This is a genomic window from Paenibacillus sp. N22P23, assembly GCF_059383735.1.
In genome coordinates, this window is record NZ_JBXENT010000003.1 from 572,557 (window position 1) to 595,574 (window position 23,018).

Here is a 23,018-nt window from a genome sequence, read left to right on the forward strand (position 1 = left end):
ATCTCCCCTTTATTCTTTGGGACTCGGCTTCCTAGTGTTATCCCCCATCGACGTTTCGTTTTCGGACAATACCTTGGGCCGGCTTCTCAATTTCCACACCGGTAACCTCACGAGCAGATCCTTCATCAGGCTCATATTACCGCCATCCAGAGGATGAGAAATCGATACGCCGAACGAGCGCAGCGTAACCAATCTCCAGTGCAAGAACAAGATGCCGATAATGACACCGAACAGTCCTAATATAGTAGCCATAAATATCAAACCGTAATTGGCTACTCTTGACATATTGGTGAGGTTTATCGAAGGCAGCGCAAAGCTTGAAATCGCAGAGACCGCAACAATGATGATCACGACTGGGCTGACGTAACCTGCTTCCACAGCCGACTGGCCGATAACGACGGCCCCAAGGAAGCCGATGCTCTGACCCAAACCTTTCGGCAGCCTTATTCCTGCTTCTTTAAGCACATCAATCATGAATGTCATGAGCAGCACCTCAATGACGGATGGGAATGGCACGTCGCTTCTTCCCGCAGATATCCGAATGGCTAAAGCCGGGGGAATAATGGAATGATTAAAGGCTACAAACGACACATAAAGGGCAGACAATGTCGAAGAAAGAAAAAAGGCGCAAATTCGAGTAATTCTCATAATCGAACTGAACATCCATTTTTGCGAGTAATCGTCGGGTGTCTGAAATTCCTGTAAAATCAATAAGGGTACTATGATGACAAAAGAGAAATTGTCGCATAGTATCGCTACGCGCCCTTCGGCTATATTAGAGACGGTTACATCCACGCGTTCGGTCAGCTTATATTGCGGCCAAATCGATAACGGATTATCTTCGGTTAGTTCCGTTAAGACCGATATGGAATGGACGATATCGATGTCGATCCGAGCTAATCTACTGCATATTTCTTCGATTATTTGAGGTTTGGCCACGTTCTTCAACCACACGATTCTTACTTTCGTATGGGAAGTCCTTCCTACCTCTATCTGTTTAAACATGAAGTTTGGGGACGGCAATCTCATTCGTAAGAGGTTGAAGTTTTTGCTTAAACTTGTTGTAAAAGCTTCATTCCCACTCTGTATGGTAGGCTCTGTTTCTGATTTTTCGCCTGCTTCACGCTTTAGCAATGGGATAACTAACGCACAATCCGTATCGTCACTTGTTACGACAACATGACCTGTAAGGATCGCTTGTACGAGTTGATCTTTATCGTCCGAACTAAACACTTTCGCTGCAGAGATGACCCTTGATTTGATTCTATCCATGAACTCGGCTGACGATTGATCACGTTCTTCCGAATTTCTGTCCTGCAATCTTTCGATTACATAATGGTTAATGAGTTCATTTTCAATTAGATTCTCGATGTAACTAACACTTACTTCAAAATTCCCGCTCCGAACAGGTATCGCTCTTGAAACGAAATCACCATCGTCGCAAAAGGCAGCCTTTAAATAATCCTTTAAACGCAGCTTCGTTTCTCCATTCATAGACATCGAGGATAAGGCCTCCTAAATCAATGACAACATTACAATAGTTATGTTCATTTCGCTTCTAAATTATGTAAAAAATGCAGCCCCTTTTTTATAGGGCTGCATGACTCTTCTTTATGGATTCCGTTCACTGTCGTTCTCTCGAAGCCACATATACACATCCCGGAGATGCTTTATGATGGTGACAAGAAGCAGCACTAGAAATAACCATGCCAGCTCCCAGACCGCGTTTGGAAACAGGATCATCAGCGTAAAGAACAGAAACGCTTCCGTACGCTCTAAAATCCCCGGGTTATAGTGGAATCCTTTGGCTCCTGAACTTGGAATGACATTGCCTGTTACAAGAAACGTCGTAATCGTAACGAGGATTGCGAATAGATTGAGCGCAATGGGCAAATAAGCATCGGGATTCACGAGTATTAGAGCAATGATCATCGCGCCTTCCACTACTCGATCAAACGTGATATCCAAGATCGTTCCCCACTTGGACGTCTTGGTCAATCTAGCAAGCGTGCCGTCCACCGCATCGAGATAACCGGATACCCAAAGAATCGTTACGGCTGCCAGTGGACAACCAAGTGTAACTGCGACCGCGCTTCCTACCCCCATCACCATAGCGACCCAAGTAATCGTATTCGCTGATAAACCGGCGGCCTGCAGCCATTTTGAGCCTTTTTCAATTGCCGGCTGGACGGTGTGACGTGCATACGAATCCAGCACTTGTTAGATGACCTCCCTAGGTAGACACCAGACATAGGATACGCCTAAGCGAATACCAATTTGACTTCCAGATTCATAATGAGAATAGCCAAGCTGCTTCAGTACGACTGATTCCTTATTTACACTGGCCCTCACTTCTGTATATTCTCCGAGAAACGTACTGCCATTTATCGTAGCTTTTATCGATGATGCAGCATCCATTTGGAACCATTCCGATCGAAGAACAATACGAATCGGGCCATCCGGTACGTTTAAACAACGCGGATGGACCTTCAAATCACCTAGAAAGGTGGTTACCTCAGTTCCCCTCTTGATGCCATCTACAACGTTGTCGATTCCCATGAAATCCGCCATCCATCGATTGACAGGCTCGTAATACAAGTTATCAAGTGTTCCCGACTGCTGCATTGCACCATCCCGGAGGACTAAAAACCGATCACCCAGTGTTAAAGCCTCTTCTCTGTCATGTGTGACCATAATGATCGGAATATCCCACATTTGCTTCATCTCGCTGAGCCAGCGCCCCATTTGTCTACGAAGCAATGGATCCAGTTGGCTGAAAGGTTCATCCAGCAGCATAAGCTGCGGTTCAATGACAAGCGAACGTGCTAACGCCACCCGCTGCTCTTGTCCACCGGAAAGTGAAGATAGCGGACGGTGATAGAAGCCCGTCAACCCGACTTGTTGCAGCATTTCTTCGGCTTTGACTCTTCGTTCATGGGGAGGCAATCCTTTTATTTGAAGTCCGATCTCTACATTGGCTCCTACCGTGAGAAAGGGAAGCAAATAAGGCTTTTGAAAAACCATGGATAGGTTCCTTTTCTCCGGGGGAAGATGGTGAATCGGTTTCCCTCCCAGGAGGATACTTCCCTGCTTCGGCCTTAATAAGCCTGCAATAAGCTGAAGTAACGTTGATTTTCCGCTGCCTGAAGGCCCTAGTATAACAAGCAGTTTACCCTTATCGAGCGTAAGAGACTGCTTGTCCAAGGAAAACGATTTCGCAGCATCATAGTGGTACATCAGATCGGTTACTTGTAAGAATGGCACAGACACTCGGTTCAACACGATTCACCTCCTATCCTTCGTAGAATACATATCCTTCTTCACTGCTGTGGCGCTGATAATAACGATGATCAGCGCAGGAACGACAAACATCATGCATATGGCGCCCATGAGCGAGTAATCACCACTGGCTATCACACTAAACAGCAGCATCGGAATTGTAATCAGACTGCCGCCGCCAATGAACACGGTAACCAAATATTGACTCCATGAAATCAAAAAGCTAAATAAAACACTAAGTGATAAAGCCGAGCGCATTAGCGGCAGCTCAACAAGCCTGAAGGTTTGCAGTCTGTTCGCCCCAAGCAAACGGAGCTGCTTCTCGTAAGCCAAGTCATATCCAGCATAAAATCCGTACAATACATAAATGGAATATGGAACAGCCGGAATCAAATGGGACAGCAGCACTCCAAGCCATTGATCGGACAATCCGAGCCGAAGGAACAAGACATGCACGCCAATCGCAATGGAGATGCCGGGAGTCAATATAGGCGCTATGAGCAACAACCGAATCGTTTTGTTCCATCTACTCACATAAAGTCCCAATGCACGAGCTGCCGGATACGCTGCTGCTTGAGACAGCAAGCTTGTAGCAGCAGCCAGTCCTAAGCTGTTGAACAGCGCGTCCTTCACTTGTGAGTGTGCTGCAAATACATAACGCCAAGCACGGAGCGAAGCCGTTGGAATCAGATCAGGAAATCGCCATTGCTGCGCGAACGACCAAGCCAGCAGAGGGATAAAGGGAAGGAAAAACAACAAGATCAGGAGGGTGAGCAATACCGTGTAACCACGAACAGGATTAACGTTGTTTCTGCGCATAACCTTCCCCCCATTTCATATAGAAGAGGATTAGTATCATGCTGATTATCGTAATGACCATGTTGATTGCCATAGCCGCAGGCCGATACGTAAGATCCGGGTTGAGATAGGCTTGATAGGCCAGAATCGGCAGCGTTGGCTTGCTCACAGAACCCAATACGTAAGGAACTTCAAACGATCCGAATGTATAAGCAAATACAATAATCGAAGAGGCTAGCAATGCAGGCAGCATGAAAGGTAAGGTGACAAGCCTCCATCTTTGCCAGCCATTTGCACCGAGCAGCTGCAATTGCTTCTCATAGGGAACAACCCAAGACTTTAGAATACTCAGCACGGACACGGCAATAAACGGAACCTCTTTCCACACATATTCCAGCACGATTCCAATTCCATGCTGATCGGCAACCCACACAGGAAACTGTGAAGGCTGCTGAATCATCCCAGCCAAGTAGGCGAACCGGGAGATCAATCCGCTTTGCCCGAAGAGTATCAATGTGGCTATCGCGCCTACAACATGGGGGATCGGCAGATTGAACTGCAGCAAGAAATGAAGCCACCCGCCTTGGCTTGTATACCGCCGAATCCAGAGCGCCAGGCTAACTGCAATCACAGCCGCCATAGTCGTTGTAACTAGCGAGATTCCCATTGAATATAAGAGTGCACGATAAAAAAGAGCAGAATGAAATAGCTCAATGTACACATTCAGCGATAACTTCGACTTTCCGATAAGCGGCAAGTAACCTAAGCTTTGAAGCCCGTTCATAAACAAGCCGGCAAAGAACGTTCCCGCTACCAACAGAAGGGCTGGAAGAAGCATCCCCCCTAAGATTAGCAGCTGCACGGGTCTACTTCTGGAATAAAACATGTTTCTTCCAGCCTTCTTCTAACGCCAGCGTGTACGCTGCTTGCAGATCAGGAAGCTTATGCTTCAAAAGAACTTCTGCAGGTACGGCTGTTTCACCGCTTATGGCTTTACGTTCCTCGTAAAGCTTCTTCAGTTCGCCTGCTAATTTCGAAGGATCAATCCCAATTCCGTCTCCCCAGCCGCTGTTCGGATCCGCTTTCTCGAATTGCAGTTGTGGATCAAGTATCAGATTGGCCACTACCATGGCTGCAGCTTTGTGTGCAGCATCATATGGGATCGCAACATAATGATAATCGCCGATTGTGCCTGTGTCGAAGACATATGGCTTTGCTCTGTTGGGCAATTTTCCTTTGCCAATATCCGCCTTAATACCTCCGATATCTTGTGTGAAGGCAAAGTCCACCTCGTTGTTATTGAACAGTGCCGCGAGTTCAGCGGTCGTTTTGGGATACGTTTCGCCTTCTCGCCATAAGGACGGCTTTAACTCGTTTAAGTAATCCCAAACCTTCGCTGCTTCGGTATCAAACCGCTGTTGATCGAAGGGTTCCGACCATTTCTGATACCCACCACTCAGCTCGTAGAACAACTGCTTCACAAATCGCGTACCTGTAAAGTCAGGCGGAGCACTGTAAGTGAATCGTCCGGGATGTTTCGCTGCCCACAGCTTCAATTCCTTATAGTTATGCGGCAGTTCGCTAGGCTTGATCCGGCTTGCATCATACACGAATTGAAACTGCGCACTGCCCCAGACGGATTCGTAGTCTTCCGTATCCAGACCGAAGTCCTTCACGACAGCTGGGTTTGCATAATCGACGAATCGTGCATTCGGAAGCTTAGCTGCAAAGGGACCAAACAAAGCGTCTGCTTGCTTCAGGGTGGCAAAGTTCTCGCCGTTAATCCATATCAGATCCACGCTGCCATCCTGGTCTTTGCCGGCTTGCTTATCGTTTAGCACCTTATTAACCGCTTCCGCAGTATCACCGAGCGGGACGCGGTGCAACGTGATTCCATACTGCTCCTTCAATTCGCGACCATATTTCCGGTCTACGAATTCATTGATCGCATCGCTTCCGCCCCACATATACCAATTCACGGTTTGTCCCTTGGCACCCGCTAACACTTGATCCCAGCTGCTTGAAAGAAGCGGATCGTCGGCAGCTTTTCCTTCCTCGGTGGAAGGTTTACCTGAACAGGCGGCTGCGGCCAAACCAAACATCGTTAATAAAAGAATGAATAATGCATAACGTGTGTATTTCAACCGAAGCCCTCCTTGACTATTAACGAAACCATTTCACGTAGGTCTTGATTACCCGTTCCACGATACCACCTTGAACCAACTTCTCACGCCAATATTGATCAGCCGTTCGCAATAAAGCTTCCGAGCGGGCAGGATACGGATGCACCACTTGCGAAATATGGGGGAGCTTGTGTCCGAAGCGCTTCGCAAATACTGCCTGCTGCATCCAGTCCCCTGCTCCATTCCCGGCAGCATGAGCCCCCAAGATTCTTCCTTTCGTATCGGTAATCACCTTGACGATGCCGTCTGTATCCCGATCGGTTATAAATCGATCCACCTGATCCAACGTCACGGTGTAAATGCGAATTTGATCCCCTCTATCTCTTCGAGCCTCGTCTTCCGTCATCCCCAAATGAAAGATTTCCGGGTCCGTGTAGGTTACCCATGGAACGTGATCGTAGCTTACTTTCCGTTTCAGTCCGAACACCGCGTTGGCTACGACGACTTTACCTTCCATTCCCGCAGCATGCGCAAACGGAAACGGCTTGATCACGTCTCCGACTGCATAGATATGTGAAAGGCTTGTCTGCAGTGTGGCTTTAACCGCAATATGATCATGATCCATTTGAATACCGATGCGTGAAAGTCCAAGATGATCGGTGTTCGGCTGTCGTCCGGTCGCAATCAGAATGGCTTCTGTCTCCAATTGAAGCTTCTCCCCGTCACGCTCCACAATAACTCGCTTTCTCCCGTCAGTCATGGCTTCAACCTTGGTCACACTCGTTTTAAACAGAAACGACATTTCTTTGTCCAGCGCAGTCTGTACGTAGGAAACGAGATGTTTGTCTTCTTTGTTTAATAGCTGCGATCCTCTTACGAGAACGGTCACTTTGGCACCGAGACGGGCGAACGCCTGAGACAATTCCAACCCAACCGGCCCTGCCCCAATAACAACTAGGCTCCGAGGCAGCAATTTCATATCAAATACACTTTCATTGGTCAGATAATCTACATCCTGCAAACCATCTATAGGTGGAATGGCCGCTCTGGAACCTGTGGCAATGACAATGCGTTTGCCATAAATCACTTCGCCGCCGCTTATCTCAATATGGTGCCTATCTCGGAATTGACCGTGACCTTGAAATACATCTACCCCCATACTGCGAAATCGTGCTGCGCTATCATGAGGTTGAATGGCTGCTCTGGCCGCTTGGACTCTTCGGAATGCTTCCAGATAATCGGCTTCGCCCTGCAATTTCATTCCATAGGCTTCTGCAGCTTTCTTAGCCGTATATAGCTCCTTAGCCGCCGCGATCAGCGCTTTGGATGGCACGCATCCGGTATGCAAACAGTCCCCTCCAGGCTCAGGTTCCTTCTCAATCAACGCCACCTTTGCCCCAAAGTTGACCGCACCTGCCGCTACTGTAAGTCCCCCTGCTCCACCGCCAATGACAATAAGATCATAGCTTTTCAACGTACGTGCTCCTTCTCTTTATGGATTAAACACTCGTCGCTTGAGAACAAGCGGTATCAGTGTGACAAGCACGAACACAATCGCAGCAATGACGAGGTATGATTTCTTGTCGTGCAGGAAACTCGAGCCAAGAAAACTATAAGCAAACGTTCCCGGAATGATGCCCAGAAGCGTACCGAATAAAAATGCCTGAAATCTCAATTTAGCCACGCCGGCTCCATAACTGATCAGATCAAAGGGGAATATAGGAATCAGACGCAAAAGCAATATATAAAGATAACCCTTCTGCTCCAGCTGCTTCTCAAGCCTGCCCCATTTCTCCTTCGACCTGTTTGAAATCAATCGATGACCCCATACTCGCGCTAACCCGAAAGACAACACCGCGCCAAGCGTCGCGCCGACGATCGTATACACCGTGCCCCACACCGGACCGAAGGCCAGTCCGCCCGTCAATGAAAGAACGGATGCGGGGAATAGAATCAAAGGACGCACCGCATAAATGAAGATGTACAGCAGAGGAGCAGCCCCTCCGAATGTTACTATCCACGCCCTTATGCCTTCAGGACTGAGATGCAGAACGCTATGATTGAACCCTATTAAACCGATGACGACTACGATGAGCAATAAGGGTTTCTTTATATTGGTTACCGCCTTCATTTGATGTCGTTGTTAAATAGAGCGACATAAGCGCCATAGCCTCTTTCTTCAAGCTCCGCTTTCGGAATAAATGTCATGGCCGCTGAGTTTACGCAGAATCGCATTCCCGTTGGCTGAGGTCCATCCTTAAACACATCGCCTAGGAACGAGTTCGCATTCTGGCTCCTCACTTCCGTCCCAAAAAATATCCCTTTACGTTTAAGCACTACGTTCGTTGACTCCAATGGGTTTGTAAAACTAGGCCAGCCTGTACGCGCATCGTATTTGTCTATAGAACTGAATAAAGGCTCGCCGGAAACGACATCTACATATATCCCCTCAGCTTCGTTATCCCAGTATTCGTTAGCAAACGGCTGCTCATCTATGCCACGCTGCGTTACGTCATACTGGAGCTTCGTCAACTTCAACTTTTCTTCTTTGTAAGCATCCACTTCGACATCTCTCCTTCGCATTTTATTCAAAAAAAAACCGCCGGAAAGGAACTCGCTCACCTTGTAGCTCAGTGGACTTTTCTTGTAGTAGTCTTGATGTTCGTCCTCGGCCTTATAAAACGTTGTTGCTGGGGCGATTTTCGTTACAACCGGTTTACGGGATCTAGAGGCATTTAGATTTTGTTCCCTCCGGGATCCTTCAGCCCGCTCTTTCTGTTCTTGGTTCTTGTAGAAGATGGCGGACTGATCATCCGTAGGATCAACGTTACGCCAGAAAACCCGGAGCAGCTCTTCATAGGAAATGACCTGCGGATTATAATGAACCTCGACCGATTCGAGATGGTCTGTCGTTTTAGCAACGACTTTGTTATAGGTCGGGTCAGTATCCTGTCCCCCCGAATAGCCGGTGTACACCTTCGAAACCCCGTCAAGCTTCTGGTAAGCTTCTTCCATATGCCAGAAGCAGCCGCCCGTGAAAATAGCGGTATCGGAAGTCGTAGGCGAGTTTTCATGAACCGTCGTCAAAGCATCCTGAGCTTCGACTTTCGATTTCAGCGATTTAAGCATGCCGTAAACGACGCCTTTGTGATAGTACATATGCATCGAAGTCAAGTAAATGAGCTCGCCGATATTTTGGGCTTGCAGGCTGTTCTCTCTCACGGGCTCATCCAGTCGATCTTTCAACGTCTCGTGGATATGATTGTGGAGTTCTTTCAGCTTGGTGATCAATACATCCCACTCAGGCGGTTCTGCTTGCCAATCCGAAGGCTTCGAGCCGTATGCGAAAAAGTCTTTATAGCTGTCCGGAAGCACACTAGGCTGCTCCGAAAGTTCGAGCGCATCAAACTGTGTGATGACAAGCACATGCCCCAGATGCCAATGGAGGTTGTTTTTAAAACCTTCCGGTATGACGCTGCGTTTGTCCGGCGGACATTGATTAAGCACACTAATAAATTGATGGATGTGTTTGTTAAATATGCGAAGTGCGAATTCAGCTCTCATCTTCTTTCATCTCCTCGCCAAATTGCGCGGCATAATCGCCATAGCCTCTATCTTCAAGCTCCGCTTTCGGAATAAATTCCATGGCCGCAGAGTTCATGCAGTAGCGCAGTCCCGTTGGTCTAGGCCCGTCATGAAACACATCACCCAGAAAGGAATCCGCATATCGGCTTCTTACCTGAGTCGTCGATGAAAATAACCCGGATCGTTGTTTTAGAACGATATTGTTCGGCTCCATCGGTTTTGTAAAACTAGGCCATCCCGAACCTGCATCATATTTGTCCTTTGAGCTAAACAGAGGCTCGCCCGAAACAATATCGACGTAAATCCCTTCTTCCTCGTTAGCCCAATATTCGTTTTCAAATGGCGGCTCATCAATCGCCTTCTGAGTGACGTTGTATTGGTGCTTTGTCAGCAATTTCAGCTTTTCTGCTTTATTAAAATCTTTATGAAAACCCGTTTTTGCAGTGAATGTCACTTCCCGGTCCTTGCTCCAAGCTTTATTCAGAAAAACATCGCGTCCGGAGGCGTACTCGGTCAGCTCATAGCGGATTGGGTTTTTCTTATAGAAATCCTGATGCTCCCTTTCGGCCATGTAAAACGTCGATGCCGATGAAATCTTAGTGACAATCGCTTTATCGAACCTTTTTGATGCTGCCAACGCGTCTCTCGATGCTTCAGCCAGCTTTTTCTGTTCATTACTGCTGTAAAATACAGCCGATTGATAGTCGGCGCCACGATCTGAGAATTGGCCGTCTGCATCCGTAGGGTCAACATTACGCCAGAAAACTTGAAGGAGATTGTCATACGTAATTTGATTAGGGTTATAAAGGACTTCCACCGACTCCAGATGTCCTGTAGTTCCGGAACCCACTTCTTCATAGGTAGGATTCTTCGTGTGTCCGCCTGTATAACCCGTTTCAACACGCAAGACACCATCAATCTTCTCGAAAGCCTCTTCCATATGCCAGAAACATCCGCCTGCAAAAACAGCTTTTTCGTAAGGCGTGTTCGAATGTTCAATAAACGTATCTAATAGCTCTTGAGCCTTCGCTATTTCTCTTTTGTGATAAGACATATAAATGAGATAAACAATCAAGAAAACCAGGGCAATCGTTAACACATATAACATGCTTTTTTTGAATTTCAATTTCTATTTCTCCTCCGCAGCATCTATTAGAACGATGCATCCAATCTTAGTAGTTCAAGAAACAATTAATTTCATAAATAGATCCGCCAACAAGAGCAACGAGAAGAGACCAAATGATTATTTTTTTGTACATATTCAATATCCTCCTCTTATAAGTAACTATCTATATAAATTTTGATGGTTACAATATATCACGCGCGCACTAATAAAACAAGTAACTATCTATTTTATTTTAAGTGGTTACATTTAGAAGCGAAAATAAACCGAAGTCGATGAGCTATCGACATCAGTTTATTTGTCCACTATATGAGGGATTCGGTTTTGCCCCCTTCCGTTACCTTGCTCTTAATGCGCACCAGAGTGTCTGATGATACGTAAAACCACTGATGCTGGTTTCCCCCGCTCAATGAATTGGCCGGCTATCTCGTATTTATCAAATAAGCGGGGTTTCTCTTTTTTACGAGTTCTCTCAGAATCTCGTTCTCGAGTTCTTTCTCCCCCAGAATCTTCATGGCCTTCTCATATTTCAATTCGACTTTCTGCAGTCGCTGCAGTTCTTGAAGGTGCTCATTGGCCGATGGAATTTCTTCCGGAGCGATATCATCTCGATGCTCCCGCATCCAATTACGGACGGTTTCCGGACGAATGTCATACATGAGGGCCAGCGTCCCCACCTTCATACCAGCCAAAGCTTCTCTTACCACCTTCAATCTTGTTTCGTGGTTCAATCTTTTCACCATTCCGGATCCCCCCTTATTTAGTTGGTATCATTCTTCCACAATCAAAGAACTCGCGACAGACCACTAAATGCTCGGTCAAACTCATGGAATCATTATTTCTGCTGCTATCGTCTAGCTTTCTGACCATTGCATTTGCCTCATCAAACAGGGTGGCGCGGCCTACATATGAAATTGAATAATCCATTAAACAATAACCGCTGCCGTGCTCTTTCGTTGGATGTAAGATCAAGGTAACATCAGGTGTTGAATCGTCTTCGTCTTCATACGAATAAATATCGATTTGCCACGCTTTAGAGCAATAGGAGCCGTCGCGGATATAACCATGATCATGCTTGTATTTGTCCAGTTTAAACCAGCCCTTTTTCATTTATTCCCTTCTTCCGGTTTTCATTTGCTATGTGTAAGATCACTATCATTGCATTATAACAACGATAGAACAGGAGCAAATCTGTGAAAAGTAATGATCTGAACAACAATAAAGGCCATACATGCAATAGAAAGCATGATAAATATCATATTTACATGCCAAAAGTCATGCCGTTCCTTATAAAAGATGACGTACCGCAAATAAGGCTGCTTGAGTCCGGTCTCGCAGCCCAAGCTTCGCGATCAGATTGGACACGTGATTCTTCGCTGTACCTTCCGTAAGATACAGCAAGCCGGCAATTTCTTTATTATTAAGTCCCTCCCCCAGCAAAGCGAGCACTTCTTTCTCTCGCTCAGTCAATAGTCTCAGCTCGTCCGGCTCGGCTTTACTTAATGAATGTGCCTGATCCGAGCCCCTATCCGACATTTTATTTAATTCTTTGATCAGCATGGCCGTGATATCGTGTTGAAGCACCGTGCCCCCATTGTACACAGATTGAATCGCGCAGATGATCGCCTCCGACGGCATATCCTTCAATAAGTATCCATGAACGCCTTTCTCCAATACTTTCATAATGAGTTCCGCATCATCGAACGTGGTCAGAATCAATACCTTCGTCTCCGGAAAGTGCTTGAGAATCAATTCTGATCCTTCCACGCCATCCATTCCCGGCATGCGAATATCCATCAACACGACGTCCGGCTGCCATTCGACTACTTTGGCAAAGGCATCTCTTCCATCTTCAGCGGTACCGACCACCTCCATTCCCGGCTCCAACCCGATGATGGTCGCAAGACCCTCTCTCATCAGCCGCTGATCGTCGACAATCAGAATTTTCAATGTTGTCCCTCCATTTCCGGTTTCGAATAAGGAAACGTTACTTCAACGGCAAAGCCTGTCTGCTGATCCATTCTGAAATGCACCTCTCCGTTCCACTCCTTCACCCTTTCTTGCAAATTGATCAAACCAAACCCCGGCTTCAGCTCGGCAGGCAGCTCTCCGTTATTACGTATGCTTAGCGAAAATCCGGTTTCGGCATAAGCCAGCAAGATGGCAATATGGGTCGCATGGCCATGCTTCTGAGCATTCGTAAGCGATTCCTGTACAATTCGATAGGCCGTCAATCGTAAATCGCTTGGGAGATCAACCGGCGTACCTTCGACTTCCAGAACAGTTTGAACCTCAGCGAATTTAGTGAAATCTTCCGATAAACGGGCAAGTTTTTCATTTAAAGGTGTAGATGTATGAGGCTCTTCTCTGATCGCTCTAACGGAAAAACGCACCTCCTGCAAGGCACACCTAATTAGACTCTCACATTCCAAGTAGGTTTGTTCACTGCGTAAAGCGTCCAGGCTGCTCAGCTTGCGAGCCACTTGCATTTGAACCAACACTGCCGTCAGCTTATGACAAACCGTATCATGAATATCCCGTGCAATTCTCACTCTTTCCCTCCCGGCTGCCCACTCCTCCGTCTGGCTGGCATACGCCTGCAGCTGCTCGTGGGATTGCATCAATTGCGTATACAGCTGCATGGCTTCCGTGCTTGCCTTTTTGTAGAAATGAATCAAGAAGCTCACAATGCACGCAAACACAATAAATGAAGTGGTAATAAAATAGCTTGTCACATCAAACCGTTGATACAGGGACCAATCGATGGTGCTCATCACACTCAAATAGATGATTAGCAGAAGCACTCCAGATGCGATGAGCGCTCGTGTATTCTTGACTAACATGAAAATGGCTAAAGCCGTTATTCCTTTAAATAAAGGATCGGGTAATTTACCGCCTATATAAACATAGCCGTATGAAGCCGATACCATGAAATCGATAATGAGGAGCTGTAATAGCCAGTGCTTCTTCATGCTGGAGTAATAGAGATTCACGAAAAGAAAAACCAGTAAGGAGAATATAACAAACCCTAGTCTCCAAACGTTTTCAGAAGTGAACATCCACGCCAGGACCAAATCATAAACGAGCTTCAGCCCAAAGAGCCATCTGAGCGAAACCGAATTTTTCCACATACTATCCGTTGATTTCAGCATCATCTATAACTCCCTTTGGAGTAATTTTCCCCTAATAGTCTTAACCATATCGCAATGTCCTATGAAGGCATTAAAAAAGGAGCTTGCTCACAGCAAGCTCCCAGGCTGCCCGCTCAAGACTCGACAGCCATTTTTTTATCACCTTCATTTAACAACATCACCGCGTTCATATCGTTCAAAACTAATCTCGCTATCCTCTTCTTGCATGCCGCGAAATTCTAACGAACCGTAGGGGCGTTAATTGGCCGAATTTCGAGGCTTCGGGAATCTAACGAACCGTAGAGGCGTTATGTAGGGATAATCGGCTCCCACATACTCAATATCATTCAAATAGAACCCCTACGGTTCGTTAGAAGTATTTCGGCGCCATTATTGGGCAAATAAGCGCCGTATGGTTCGTTAGAACATTCCGCCGACTACGGTAACCAAACCGTTGTGCGAATTTTCGCGGATGCCAAAAATCTGCGGCCCAGAGCGGGCCGCAGAGCAGAATGACCTATCTAATTCCGATTAGCGCAGTGACTTCAATCCTGTGCGGATTTCTGCAGTAAGAAGCGCAGGCTGCTCAAAGGCCGCGAAGTGTCCGCCCTTCGGAAGCTTGTTGTAGTGAATAAGGTTCGGGTAAGCCTTCTCTGCCCAACTCTTCGGTGCTTCATAAAGCTCATCCGGGAAGACGCTTACGGCAACCGGAAGTTTCACGCCTTTGACGGCGAAGAAGGAGCTTTTGTTCTCCCAGTAAATACGTGCCGCAGAAACCGCGGAGTTCGTCAACCAGAAGAGCGTGATGTTGTCGAGAACGTCGTCGCGCGTTAGACCTTCATTGATTCCGGCAAAAGATCTGGAGATCAGGGCAAGGCTCTTCCAGTCGTGGTCAAGCATAAAGGCTGCCAAACCAGTAGGCGAATCCACAAGGCCAGTCAGTGACTGAGGACGCGTTCCCATGAAGAAGGCGTAATAGAACTTATTCTCGCCAACTTGCTCCACCGCTAGTTTCTCTTCGTCAGAGAGACCGGACGGCAGCGGGTTGCCGGACCACATTGCCGCATCAACGTCAGGCGGAATCACGCCAGCCATGTTAGTGTGAAGGCCGAGCAATCCCTTTGCTTCCTGAACGCCCATGAAATCAACGACGATCGCACCCCAGTCGCCGCCTTGCGCTACATACTTCTCGTAGCCAAGACGCGTCATCAGCTCGCCGTAAGCGCGCGCGATGCGCTCTGGATCCCAGCCTGTGGCAGTCGGCTTGCCCGAGAACCCGTAACCAGGCATCGATGGAATAATGACATGGAATGCATCCGCTTCGCTTCCGCCATGCTCCGTAGGATTGGTAAGCGGTTCGATCAGCTTCATCTGCTCGATGATCGATCCCGGCCATCCGTGCGCAATGAGGATCGGCATCGCGTTCTCATGCTTCGAACGAACGTGGATGAAGTGAATGTCCAAACCGTCGATCTCAGTAAGGAAATGCGGGAAAGAGTTAATTCTCGACTCGATTTTGCGCCAGTCGTATTCATTCGCCCAATAACGAGCAAGTTCTTGCATCGTTTCAAGCTGCGTGCCTTGCGATTGATCCGAGACCGTTTCTTTCTCCGGCCATCTTGTCGCATTGATGCGATTGCGTAAATCGGTTAGCTCTGCTTCTGGAACATTCACGTGAAACGGGCGAATACTTTGTGGATTAGTCATGTTGTTATCTCCTTTTGATATGAGTTTGTGGGTGGTCGAGCCATCTAGCGCATCGTGGAAGTAATTAGCTCGTCATAACTATGCTCAGCCCAGCATCGCAGGGCTTGAATTTTGCTCAGACAGAAAGAGATCTTCTGGGTAATGGGATATCGACTGCATGAAAGTTGTCAGCGGTGTTCTCTCAGGCAAGCAGTTCGGAATATATCCCGGATTCATAAGCATGTAAAGCGATGTCGTCAAGCGTTTCGTCTTTCCCCACTCCACTTTAGTAACCATCTATATATATTTTGTTGGTTACAAACAGAACTATATCATGACCCATCACTTAATGCAAGTAACTATCTATTTTATTTTTAGTAGTTACGATATAAGCCCGTTGTCGTCATCATGTTAGACACGCAGCCGATAGAGGGAGCGATACGCTGTCCCATGCTGTCCGTAACTCCTCGTATTCGGTGAATGTTCTCGTAATGCGCGGAGACAGAGAAGTGGATAGCTCCTGTTGTGCGCAGCCGAGCGGTTCGGCGAGCTCTGCAATCGTGATGCGCTCGGCACCTTGCCGTCCGATCAACGTAACCAATGTTCCTTCCGGGCACGATTTCGGAAGCCTGATCATCAGCTGGTCCATGCAGATCTTGCCGACTACCCGGGCACGCTGGCCATCAACCAGCACGTCCGTACCTTGCATCCGCTGATTCCAGCCATCGGCATAGCCGATCGGCACCGTTCCGATCCATTCGTCTTGCTCGGCTTGGTACGAATTGTCGTAGCCGAGATATTCCCCTTTGGCCAGCTTCTTCACATGGATCAGACGGCTATGAAGGCTTAATGCCGGCTCAAGCTTCACGGAACGCACAAGCTTCTCCGGGTAAAAGCCGTACATCGCCGCCCCGATTCGCACCATATCCATCGCCAGATGAGGAAACCGCAGCGCTGCGGCGCTGCCCGCGCAATGATAATGCCGGATCGCTAAGCCGGACGAGCGGCCCCATTCCTTCATCTCTATAAAGCGTGTGGCCTGCTGCTCCAGAAAGTCCGTGTCGGCTTGCCCTGCCGTCGCGAAATGCGTATAGAAGCCGTCCACTTCAACATCCTCCGCGCGCAGCCATGGAACGAGCTCGTCCCATTCTTCTTGCGTTCGAATGCCAATCCTTCCAAGTCCCGTGTCCATTTTCACATGAACCCAAAGCTTTCCTGTAGCGGAATAAGGCATGAAATTTCGCATCTCGGCAAACCATTTGGCACTTGTGACGGTTAACGTTAAGTCAAGCTCGAGCGCCATTTGCGTGAGCTCCGGTTTAATCGGCGTCAATATGAGAATAGGCAATTTCGTACCGCCAGCGCGTAAATGAAGAGCTTCCTCCAGGTATGCGACCGCTAGATAATCAACTCCCGCGGATTCCGCTGCTGCAGCCGACTCGATGTCTCCATGTCCATAGCCGTTCGCCTTCACGACGGCCATGAGCTTAACTGAAAGATGCAAGGTGCGGCGAATGGTCTGCATATTCTCACGAATGCGGCTCAAACTAACTTCAGCCCATGTGTCTCTTAGCATCCCTTTCACCTCGCTCATTTTGTATATTGAATTGTTTGTTTCTCTTCGTGGCGGGCGATGGCGTGCCCGATCAATTTCTCGACCAACTGTGCATAATTCGTTCCGTCGGTACGCTCCCACATAACCGGATACATGCTGAAATTCGTAAATCCGGGCAGAGCATTAATCTCGTTAAGGAACAAGTCGCCTTCCCCATCGAGGAAGAAGTCGACACGGGCAAGACCCTCACAGCCGTGGGCTTGATAAGCCCGGATCGCCAGTTCGCGAATTCGCTCGATCAAGCCGTCCGGAAGCTCGGCGGGAATCGACATCGTAAGCTTCTTATCGAAGTACTTGGATTCGTAATCGAAGAACGTGTGGTCATGGATGAATTCCCCGGGCAACGAAGCTAGAGGTCTTTCGTTCCCGATGACGGCCACTTGAATTTCTCTGCCTGCCACTTCGCGTTCAAACACGACCTTCTTATCGTAGGAGAACGCTTCTTGAATTCCGGCCAGCAGCTCTTCCCTGTTCGAGCATCTGTTGATGCCAATGCTCGAACCAAGGGAAGACGGCTTCACGTAGCACGGATAGCCGATATTCTCTTCGACGCCGCGAAGGATAGCCGTTTCATCCGTTGCCCACTCCTCGCGGCGGCACACGAGATATTCCGTTTGATGAATGTCGGCTTGGGCCAATATCTGTTTCGACATCGCCTTGTCCAACGTAAGCGCGGCCGACAGCACGCCGTTTCCAACGTAGGGAACGTTCAGCAGCTCCATCAAGCCTTGCACCGTACCATCCTCTCCGTTGGAGCCGTGCAGAAGCGGCATTACTACCTTCGCCCCCGGCAATGCCAGCACACCTGTCAATATTTCACCAATTGATTGGGCTACGTCTTTAGACACGGGTCGTGCAATCAACTGCTCAATCGTTAACCCTTCCTTGGAAAGATGACCAGGCGTGCACCATAAGCCTTCACGGTTAATGTAAATCGGATAAACCTCAAAGCGGCTTTCATCTATGGAAGAAAGAACGGTAACTGCCGTTTTCAATGACACGTCGTGCTCGACGGATTTGCCGCCGTATAGTAGGTATAGTTTCGTTTTCATGTGTAATGCCTCCTCATTTGCTTCTTGTCCGCTGCTCTATCTCTAAGATAACGCTCATGGCCTTGGAGGTTTATAACACGCCATAAAGGATTTCTTAAGAATTTCTTATTTGTAGATTCGCTTTAAGTCGGAACTTCCGTTTGTTTTCAACTAACCTCACCGTAACGGCGGACATCCCGATGGACACCAGGCATACAGCGGCAAAATGGAGCAGGCTGTTCGTGATAAAAAGCCGTTCCAGATTCGTTGCCTCTGCCCCTCCGCGAACGAGCACGATGGCAATCGGATGCAGAATGTAGACCCATACTCGCCACTCACGGAAGGTTTTGCTCGACTGGACCTTCCACTGCATCGCCCAATGGAACAAGAAGTACGTGGCGGGCAGCGCGAAAATGTACATGCTGTCATGCCGCGGAATTCCCGCTTCGTGCAGAAACGATCCTTCAAGGAGCATCATGCCAAGCGAAACCGCAAACAAGGATGCATTGGCCAGCGGCGTTCTCTTCGAAGGCCCTTGCTTAGCTGCCCAAGCCCCGAGAGCCAAGAAAATAGGCGCATAGAAAATCCCATTACGCGTGTAATCGAACACGGTGAACATACCTGTGTACAATTGAGAGAGCCCTGTGCCGCTTGGCAGGATTCCATAATAGCTATCCCCCAGCAGCCCTGCAATGTACAAGAAACCAGCGATAGCCAGCACAGCGTTCATGGACCTCATCCGATAGAGCAAGAAAGTGATCGTCAAACCCAGCATTAATGCCGGCAAATACCACAGATGATAGAAAGTACCGTCAAACACGATGTCCTTTATAAAGGAATAAACCGTGAAGGAATCCGTAAAATAACCCTTATACAGATTGAGCGGAAGGTACAACACAATCGCAATCAAATATAATTTCCCGGTTCTCAGCATGTAACCGCGCAATGCTTTACGATCCTTCAGTGCGTCCCCGGTTAGTTTGCGGAAGAACAAAAACCCGGCCGTCATGAAAAAGACCGGAACGGCAATGCGGGTAAGCAAATTGCTTAGAAGAAAATCGGCAGTGGCGCTGTAAGAAAGAAACGGGCCCGTGTGATTGGCCACGACCATGATTGCGACAGCGAATTTAAGCCAATCGAGTCCGCCGAAACTTGGTTTAGACATAAGCTTGGCTGCCTTGATCCCGAAATGCTGTAACAATAAACCCGTCGCTGTTATTTCCCGATACTAGGTATCGATCGCAAGGTATTAGGGGAATGGTCGTATAAATCCCCTCATCCGCCGCCGGTACATAATAAATCTCAACGTACGCCCGATCATCCTCGAATACGAGATGATCGCCTTCGTACGGGAAGCTTCGGAGACGATCGATATATTCCTCCAAGCACCAATCGTTCCGCTCCATAAGCGCGGCGTGGGGATAGCCGACATAACGAAAATGCCATGGCTCGCAAGAAATATGCGTGATGGATTCCTTGCCTTCCTTATAGCGTTGGATGAATCCATACCGGGCTGCAAGCTGCTTGAAGGTCAAATAGACATCGCTATCCGGAAATGAAGGGGCGATGAAATCCACGTCCTTATTCATCTTGCCGACGTCTATAGCTAGTCCCGTCTGATGCTCGCTCTGGTTGGGCAATGCAACATAGCGTGCCGTGTACTCGGGCCCGTTCTCAGCTAACGAGGATTCATAAATCAGCTCCTGCTCCAATTGGGTCCGATACCCGCTCACTGCGATAATATCGTTTATCCCTTCACAAGCCTCAAGCACATTCACCAAATGCCACAAGCAGGTCTGTTCCAGCAGCATGTCCTCACTCAGCGTATGGACAGCCGGGAACGTACTAAGCGGCGTTAAATTCCCGGAGGACACCGTCTGTCGAACGGGGTTCTCACGATTAATCAAGACCAGATAGCCTTGGTGGATCTCAGAATTAGCCGCTTGCACGGAAGTAACTTTCGTATTCCAACCTATGTTTTGTTCGGCTTGGTATAATTGTCGTCCCATCTCGCACGAACCTCCTCTTTTATCGTTCAATGTGGTTGCAACTCTAAGATAACGTCCAGAGCCGAGGAGGTTTATAAAACGTCATAAAGGAAACCTTAAGATTTTCTTATTTGTGGATTCATGAGGTAGGTTGGGGAGACGATATCTGATAAGCTAATGCTACAAATACGGCAATTCCACTACAAATAACGGAGAGATTCTATGAATCCGATTCAAATTCTGATCGCTGACGATGACCTTGAAATCGCCAAGCTGATCACAATCTTCTTAACCAACGAAGGCTATCAAGTGCTGACGGCAAGCAACGGTCGTGAGGCACTGGACTTGATCGCCAAGGAATCGGTTCAACTGATTATCCTTGATGTCATGATGCCGGAGATGGATGGTCTGGAGGTCGTTCGAACGGTTCGGGCGCAGTACGACGGTATTCCGATTCTGATGCTGAGCGCTAAAGCGGAGGATATAGACAAGATCATGGGACTGACGACAGGCGCTGACGATTATATGGTTAAGCCGTTCAATGCCCTTGAGCTGCTAGCCAGAGTAAAGTCGCTGCTCCGCAGGTCCATGCTGTTAAATTCGCAAACACAAACGCAACCGGCCCAGGACCAAGACGAAATCCAGATCCAATCTCTGAAAATCAATAAGAAACTACATGCCGTTACGGTAGAAGACCGGAACGTGAATTTGACGTCGACGGAGTTCGATATCTTGTATTTGCTGGCGAGCCATCCCAGGCAGGTGTTCAGTGCGGAGGCGATTTTCGAAGCCGTGTGGAAGGACAAGTTCATGGAGTCCAATAACACCGTTATGGTTCATATCAGCAAGCTTCGCGATAAATTGGAGAGCGAGCTGGGCGGCGTCAAGCTGATCCAGACCGTATGGGGAGTAGGGTATAAAATTGATCCATAAAAATCCGTGGAAGAGCCTTCGTTTCAAAATGTTGTTTTTATTCGGGTTAAGCGCGCTGGCGTCCATCGTGACGATCGGTTTCCTAGGCATGGTCGCGCTCGTTGCAGACAGACTTGATTTTCCTTACATCGGCCCGCTATTGCAGCTAATAGAAGCGAGGTTCGGCGTGCTGGTCACGTTTATTTCAACCGGACTAATCTTTACTATCATCTATTTCTTCGCTTTCAGCCATTCGACTATTCGCTACCTGATGGAAATTTCGCAAGGAATCGAGCAGATCTCCGGCGGGAATTTCGATTTTCGCCTCCCGATTCGAGGGGATGACGAGCTCGGCGCATTGGCGGACAATATCAATCGCATGACGACGCAGCTGAAGCTGTCTATCGAGGAAGAACGGCGCGCCGAGCGAACGAAGGCCGAGCTGGTCACGAACGTTTCCCACGATTTGCGCACCCCGCTGACGTCCATCGTCGGGTATTTAGGACTCATCGATGATGATCGTTATCAGGATGAAGTCGAGCTGCGGCAGTACGTTCAAATCGCATACCACAAATCGATGCACCTGAAATCGATGATCGATGATTTATTCGAGTTTACGAGGACAAGCGGAGGCATGAAACTTCGGCCGTCTCCGATCAATCTGGTCGAGCTGATCGGGCAATTGGCTGGCCAATTCCGTTTGCAATTCGAACAGGCGAAGATGGAATGTCGCTTGGTTCTCCCCGATCATCCCCTTGTAATCGTCGCAGACGGGGACAAGCTCGTCCGGGTGTTCGAGAACTTGGTCGTCAATGCGATCCAATACGGGAAAAGCGGCAAGCGTATCGACATCACGACTTCGAGCGACGACGGCCAAGCCGTCGTGGAAATCGCGAACTACGGCGAGCCTTTGCCGGCAGCCATCATTCCGTTGTTGTTCGAACGGTTCTATCGCGGCGAGCAGTCCCGTTCGCGAAATACAGGGGGCTCGGGCCTAGGCCTTGCGATCGCCAAAAACATCGTCGAGCTGCATCACGGTATAATTTCCGCGGCAAGCGACGATGGGAGAACCTCATTCGAGGTGAAGCTCCCGCTAGCGAAATAACAAAAGCGGGGCAGATGCTTAGCTCTGCCCCGCTCCATTATGCCCGGTCATGAAGAACGGTTTTGCCTTCATAGAACATACGCTCCAAGGGTGCTGCTTGTTCTTTGGCTGACAACGAATCTGCAGGTAATTTATAGATAGCGGTTTTACTGCCTAAGCTGGAAACATAAAGTTCCAAATGAACCCGCCCCAGCGGTCGATCGTAATAACCCGGCACATATTTATCCAGCATGACCTGCATAGCCTCCATCGCCTCGTTCATATCCGTCACGGGAAGCAAAGCTCCTTCGATGATGACACTCATATAGGCGGTATCCGTATCGGCTGGTACCGGGCTCGTAATCGTCCCATAATTCTCGCTGACGGTGAAACAGGCCCGCGGGTTATCGGCGATATAATTGATTTTCCTGCCTTCTTCTGCCCCATGAAAATAGATCGCATTATTCAGCCAAACATAATTGAGTGGAATGACATAGGGGACGTCGCCTGAGGATAAACCGAGAAATCCAGTCCGAGCTTGCTCCAGAAAGGATTGGATTAGGTCGGTATCCGTACAATTGCGGTTCTGATTGCGCATGGGGTACATGGTAGAATCACCTTTTTCTTTTTACTTTTAACTTTTACATGGTATAGGATAACTAT

The 23,018-nt window shown here is 48.2% G+C and carries 22 protein-coding genes; 2 read left to right on the forward strand and 20 right to left on the reverse strand.

Going from position 1 to position 23,018, the window contains the following annotated elements:
• Positions 1-9: 9 nt before the first annotated feature.
• From AC506A_RS17750 to AC506A_RS17840, 19 genes are all read right to left on the reverse strand, one after another.
• A complete protein-coding gene (locus AC506A_RS17750; RefSeq protein WP_495462338.1) occupies positions 10-1,500 on the reverse strand; it encodes a spore germination protein in 1,491 nt (496 codons plus the stop codon).
• Between the two features lie 111 nt (positions 1,501-1,611).
• Positions 1,612-2,217, reverse strand: coding sequence for a CDP-alcohol phosphatidyltransferase family protein (locus AC506A_RS17755; protein WP_495462339.1), 606 nt, complete (start codon positions 2,215-2,217; stop codon positions 1,612-1,614).
• A gap of 3 nt (positions 2,218-2,220) precedes the next feature.
• Positions 2,221-3,282 (reverse strand): ABC transporter ATP-binding protein, encoded by a 1,062-nt coding sequence (locus AC506A_RS17760; RefSeq protein ID WP_495462340.1) that lies wholly within the window; start codon positions 3,280-3,282, stop codon positions 2,221-2,223.
• A gap of 3 nt (positions 3,283-3,285) precedes the next feature.
• On the reverse strand, positions 3,286-4,098 hold the full coding sequence (locus tag AC506A_RS17765) for an ABC transporter permease (RefSeq protein ID WP_495462341.1): 813 nt from the start codon (positions 4,096-4,098) through the stop codon (positions 3,286-3,288).
• The gene (locus AC506A_RS17770) at positions 4,079-4,963 is read right to left on the reverse strand and encodes an ABC transporter permease (RefSeq protein ID WP_495462342.1); all 885 of its coding nucleotides are present in this window, start codon (positions 4,961-4,963) and stop codon (positions 4,079-4,081) included. Before AC506A_RS17770 ends, AC506A_RS17765 begins: the two co-directional genes overlap by 20 nt.
• The gene (locus AC506A_RS17775) at positions 4,944-6,221 is read right to left on the reverse strand and encodes an ABC transporter substrate-binding protein (RefSeq protein WP_495462343.1); all 1,278 of its coding nucleotides are present in this window, start codon (positions 6,219-6,221) and stop codon (positions 4,944-4,946) included. Before AC506A_RS17775 ends, AC506A_RS17770 begins: the two co-directional genes overlap by 20 nt.
• Before the next feature lie 19 nt (positions 6,222-6,240).
• Positions 6,241-7,674: a dihydrolipoyl dehydrogenase family protein gene (locus AC506A_RS17780; protein ID WP_495462344.1), complete on the reverse strand. Its 1,434-nt coding sequence runs from the start codon at positions 7,672-7,674 to the stop codon at positions 6,241-6,243.
• 18 nt (positions 7,675-7,692) lie between these two features.
• A complete protein-coding gene (locus AC506A_RS17785; RefSeq protein ID WP_495462345.1) occupies positions 7,693-8,298 on the reverse strand; it encodes a TVP38/TMEM64 family protein in 606 nt (201 codons plus the stop codon).
• A gap of 29 nt (positions 8,299-8,327) precedes the next feature.
• Positions 8,328-9,764: a peptide-methionine (R)-S-oxide reductase MsrB gene (gene msrB, locus AC506A_RS17790; protein WP_495462346.1), complete on the reverse strand. Its 1,437-nt coding sequence runs from the start codon at positions 9,762-9,764 to the stop codon at positions 8,328-8,330.
• On the reverse strand, positions 9,754-10,911 hold the full coding sequence (msrA, locus tag AC506A_RS17795) for a peptide-methionine (S)-S-oxide reductase MsrA (RefSeq protein WP_495462347.1): 1,158 nt from the start codon (positions 10,909-10,911) through the stop codon (positions 9,754-9,756). Before msrA ends, msrB begins: the two co-directional genes overlap by 11 nt.
• Before the next feature lie 419 nt (positions 10,912-11,330).
• Positions 11,331-11,651: a hypothetical protein gene (locus tag AC506A_RS17800; RefSeq protein WP_495462348.1), complete on the reverse strand. Its 321-nt coding sequence runs from the start codon at positions 11,649-11,651 to the stop codon at positions 11,331-11,333.
• A 13-nt stretch (positions 11,652-11,664) separates the two neighbouring features.
• The gene (locus AC506A_RS17805) at positions 11,665-12,018 is read right to left on the reverse strand and encodes a hypothetical protein (RefSeq protein WP_495462349.1); all 354 of its coding nucleotides are present in this window, start codon (positions 12,016-12,018) and stop codon (positions 11,665-11,667) included.
• A gap of 177 nt (positions 12,019-12,195) precedes the next feature.
• Positions 12,196-12,858 (reverse strand): response regulator, encoded by a 663-nt coding sequence (locus tag AC506A_RS17810; protein WP_495462350.1) that lies wholly within the window; start codon positions 12,856-12,858, stop codon positions 12,196-12,198.
• Positions 12,855-14,063: a sensor histidine kinase gene (locus AC506A_RS17815; protein ID WP_495462351.1), complete on the reverse strand. Its 1,209-nt coding sequence runs from the start codon at positions 14,061-14,063 to the stop codon at positions 12,855-12,857. The genes AC506A_RS17810 and AC506A_RS17815 overlap by 4 nt, the downstream gene beginning before the upstream one ends.
• A 507-nt stretch (positions 14,064-14,570) precedes the next feature.
• On the reverse strand, positions 14,571-15,746 hold the full coding sequence (locus tag AC506A_RS17820) for an epoxide hydrolase family protein (protein WP_495462352.1): 1,176 nt from the start codon (positions 15,744-15,746) through the stop codon (positions 14,571-14,573).
• Positions 15,747-16,131: 385 nt separating this feature from the next.
• The gene (gene alr, locus AC506A_RS17825; protein ID WP_495462353.1) at positions 16,132-17,301 is read right to left on the reverse strand and encodes an alanine racemase; all 1,170 of its coding nucleotides are present in this window, start codon (positions 17,299-17,301) and stop codon (positions 16,132-16,134) included.
• Between the two features lie 14 nt (positions 17,302-17,315).
• Positions 17,316-18,392: a D-alanine--D-alanine ligase family protein gene (locus AC506A_RS17830; protein ID WP_495462354.1), complete on the reverse strand. Its 1,077-nt coding sequence runs from the start codon at positions 18,390-18,392 to the stop codon at positions 17,316-17,318.
• A 94-nt stretch (positions 18,393-18,486) separates the two neighbouring features.
• On the reverse strand, positions 18,487-19,536 hold the full coding sequence (locus AC506A_RS17835) for an acyltransferase family protein (protein ID WP_495462355.1): 1,050 nt from the start codon (positions 19,534-19,536) through the stop codon (positions 18,487-18,489).
• A complete protein-coding gene (locus tag AC506A_RS17840) occupies positions 19,529-20,380 on the reverse strand; it encodes a D-alanyl-D-alanine carboxypeptidase family protein (protein WP_495462356.1) in 852 nt (283 codons plus the stop codon). Before AC506A_RS17840 ends, AC506A_RS17835 begins: the two co-directional genes overlap by 8 nt.
• 201 nt (positions 20,381-20,581) lie before the next feature.
• Here AC506A_RS17840 and AC506A_RS17845 point away from each other — a divergent pair, with 201 nt between their 5' ends.
• Both AC506A_RS17845 and AC506A_RS17850 read left to right on the forward strand, forming a co-directional pair.
• Positions 20,582-21,292, forward strand: coding sequence for a response regulator transcription factor (locus AC506A_RS17845; protein WP_495462357.1), 711 nt, complete (start codon positions 20,582-20,584; stop codon positions 21,290-21,292).
• 28 nt (positions 21,293-21,320) lie between these two features.
• Entirely contained in the window at positions 21,321-22,376 is a 1,056-nt protein-coding gene (locus AC506A_RS17850; protein WP_495462358.1) for a sensor histidine kinase, read from the forward strand.
• A gap of 37 nt (positions 22,377-22,413) precedes the next feature.
• Here AC506A_RS17850 and AC506A_RS17855 read toward each other — a convergent pair whose 3' ends face one another.
• Positions 22,414-22,962: a pyridoxamine 5'-phosphate oxidase family protein gene (locus AC506A_RS17855; RefSeq protein ID WP_495462359.1), complete on the reverse strand. Its 549-nt coding sequence runs from the start codon at positions 22,960-22,962 to the stop codon at positions 22,414-22,416.
• Positions 22,963-23,018 lie beyond the last annotated feature (56 nt).

Excerpts from the sequence above, each read along its gene's own strand:
- AC506A_RS17855 (WP_495462359.1), bottom strand. The coding sequence starts at position 22,962 with ATGTACCCCATGCGCAATCAGAACCGCAATTGTACGGATACCGACCTA.
- AC506A_RS17765 (WP_495462341.1), bottom strand. The coding sequence starts at position 4,098 with ATGCGCAGAAACAACGTTAATCCTGTTCGTGGTTACACGGTATTGCTC.
- AC506A_RS17835 (WP_495462355.1), bottom strand. The coding sequence starts at position 19,536 with ATGTCTAAACCAAGTTTCGGCGGACTCGATTGGCTTAAATTCGCTGTC.
- AC506A_RS17800 (WP_495462348.1), bottom strand. The coding sequence starts at position 11,651 with ATGGTGAAAAGATTGAACCACGAAACAAGATTGAAGGTGGTAAGAGAA.
- AC506A_RS17805 (WP_495462349.1), bottom strand. The coding sequence starts at position 12,018 with ATGAAAAAGGGCTGGTTTAAACTGGACAAATACAAGCATGATCATGGT.
- AC506A_RS17830 (WP_495462354.1), bottom strand. The coding sequence starts at position 18,392 with ATGAAAACGAAACTATACCTACTATACGGCGGCAAATCCGTCGAGCAC.
- AC506A_RS17840 (WP_495462356.1), bottom strand. The coding sequence starts at position 20,380 with ATGGGACGACAATTATACCAAGCCGAACAAAACATAGGTTGGAATACG.
- AC506A_RS17815 (WP_495462351.1), bottom strand. The coding sequence starts at position 14,063 with ATGATGCTGAAATCAACGGATAGTATGTGGAAAAATTCGGTTTCGCTC.
- msrB (WP_495462346.1), bottom strand. The coding sequence starts at position 9,764 with ATGAGAGCTGAATTCGCACTTCGCATATTTAACAAACACATCCATCAA.
- AC506A_RS17820 (WP_495462352.1), bottom strand. The coding sequence starts at position 15,746 with ATGACTAATCCACAAAGTATTCGCCCGTTTCACGTGAATGTTCCAGAA.
- AC506A_RS17750 (WP_495462338.1), bottom strand. The coding sequence starts at position 1,500 with ATGTCTATGAATGGAGAAACGAAGCTGCGTTTAAAGGATTATTTAAAG.
- AC506A_RS17770 (WP_495462342.1), bottom strand. The coding sequence starts at position 4,963 with ATGTTTTATTCCAGAAGTAGACCCGTGCAGCTGCTAATCTTAGGGGGG.
- AC506A_RS17845 (WP_495462357.1), top strand. The coding sequence starts at position 20,582 with ATGAATCCGATTCAAATTCTGATCGCTGACGATGACCTTGAAATCGCC.
- alr (WP_495462353.1), bottom strand. The coding sequence starts at position 17,301 with ATGCTAAGAGACACATGGGCTGAAGTTAGTTTGAGCCGCATTCGTGAG.
- AC506A_RS17850 (WP_495462358.1), top strand. The coding sequence starts at position 21,321 with ATGTTGTTTTTATTCGGGTTAAGCGCGCTGGCGTCCATCGTGACGATC.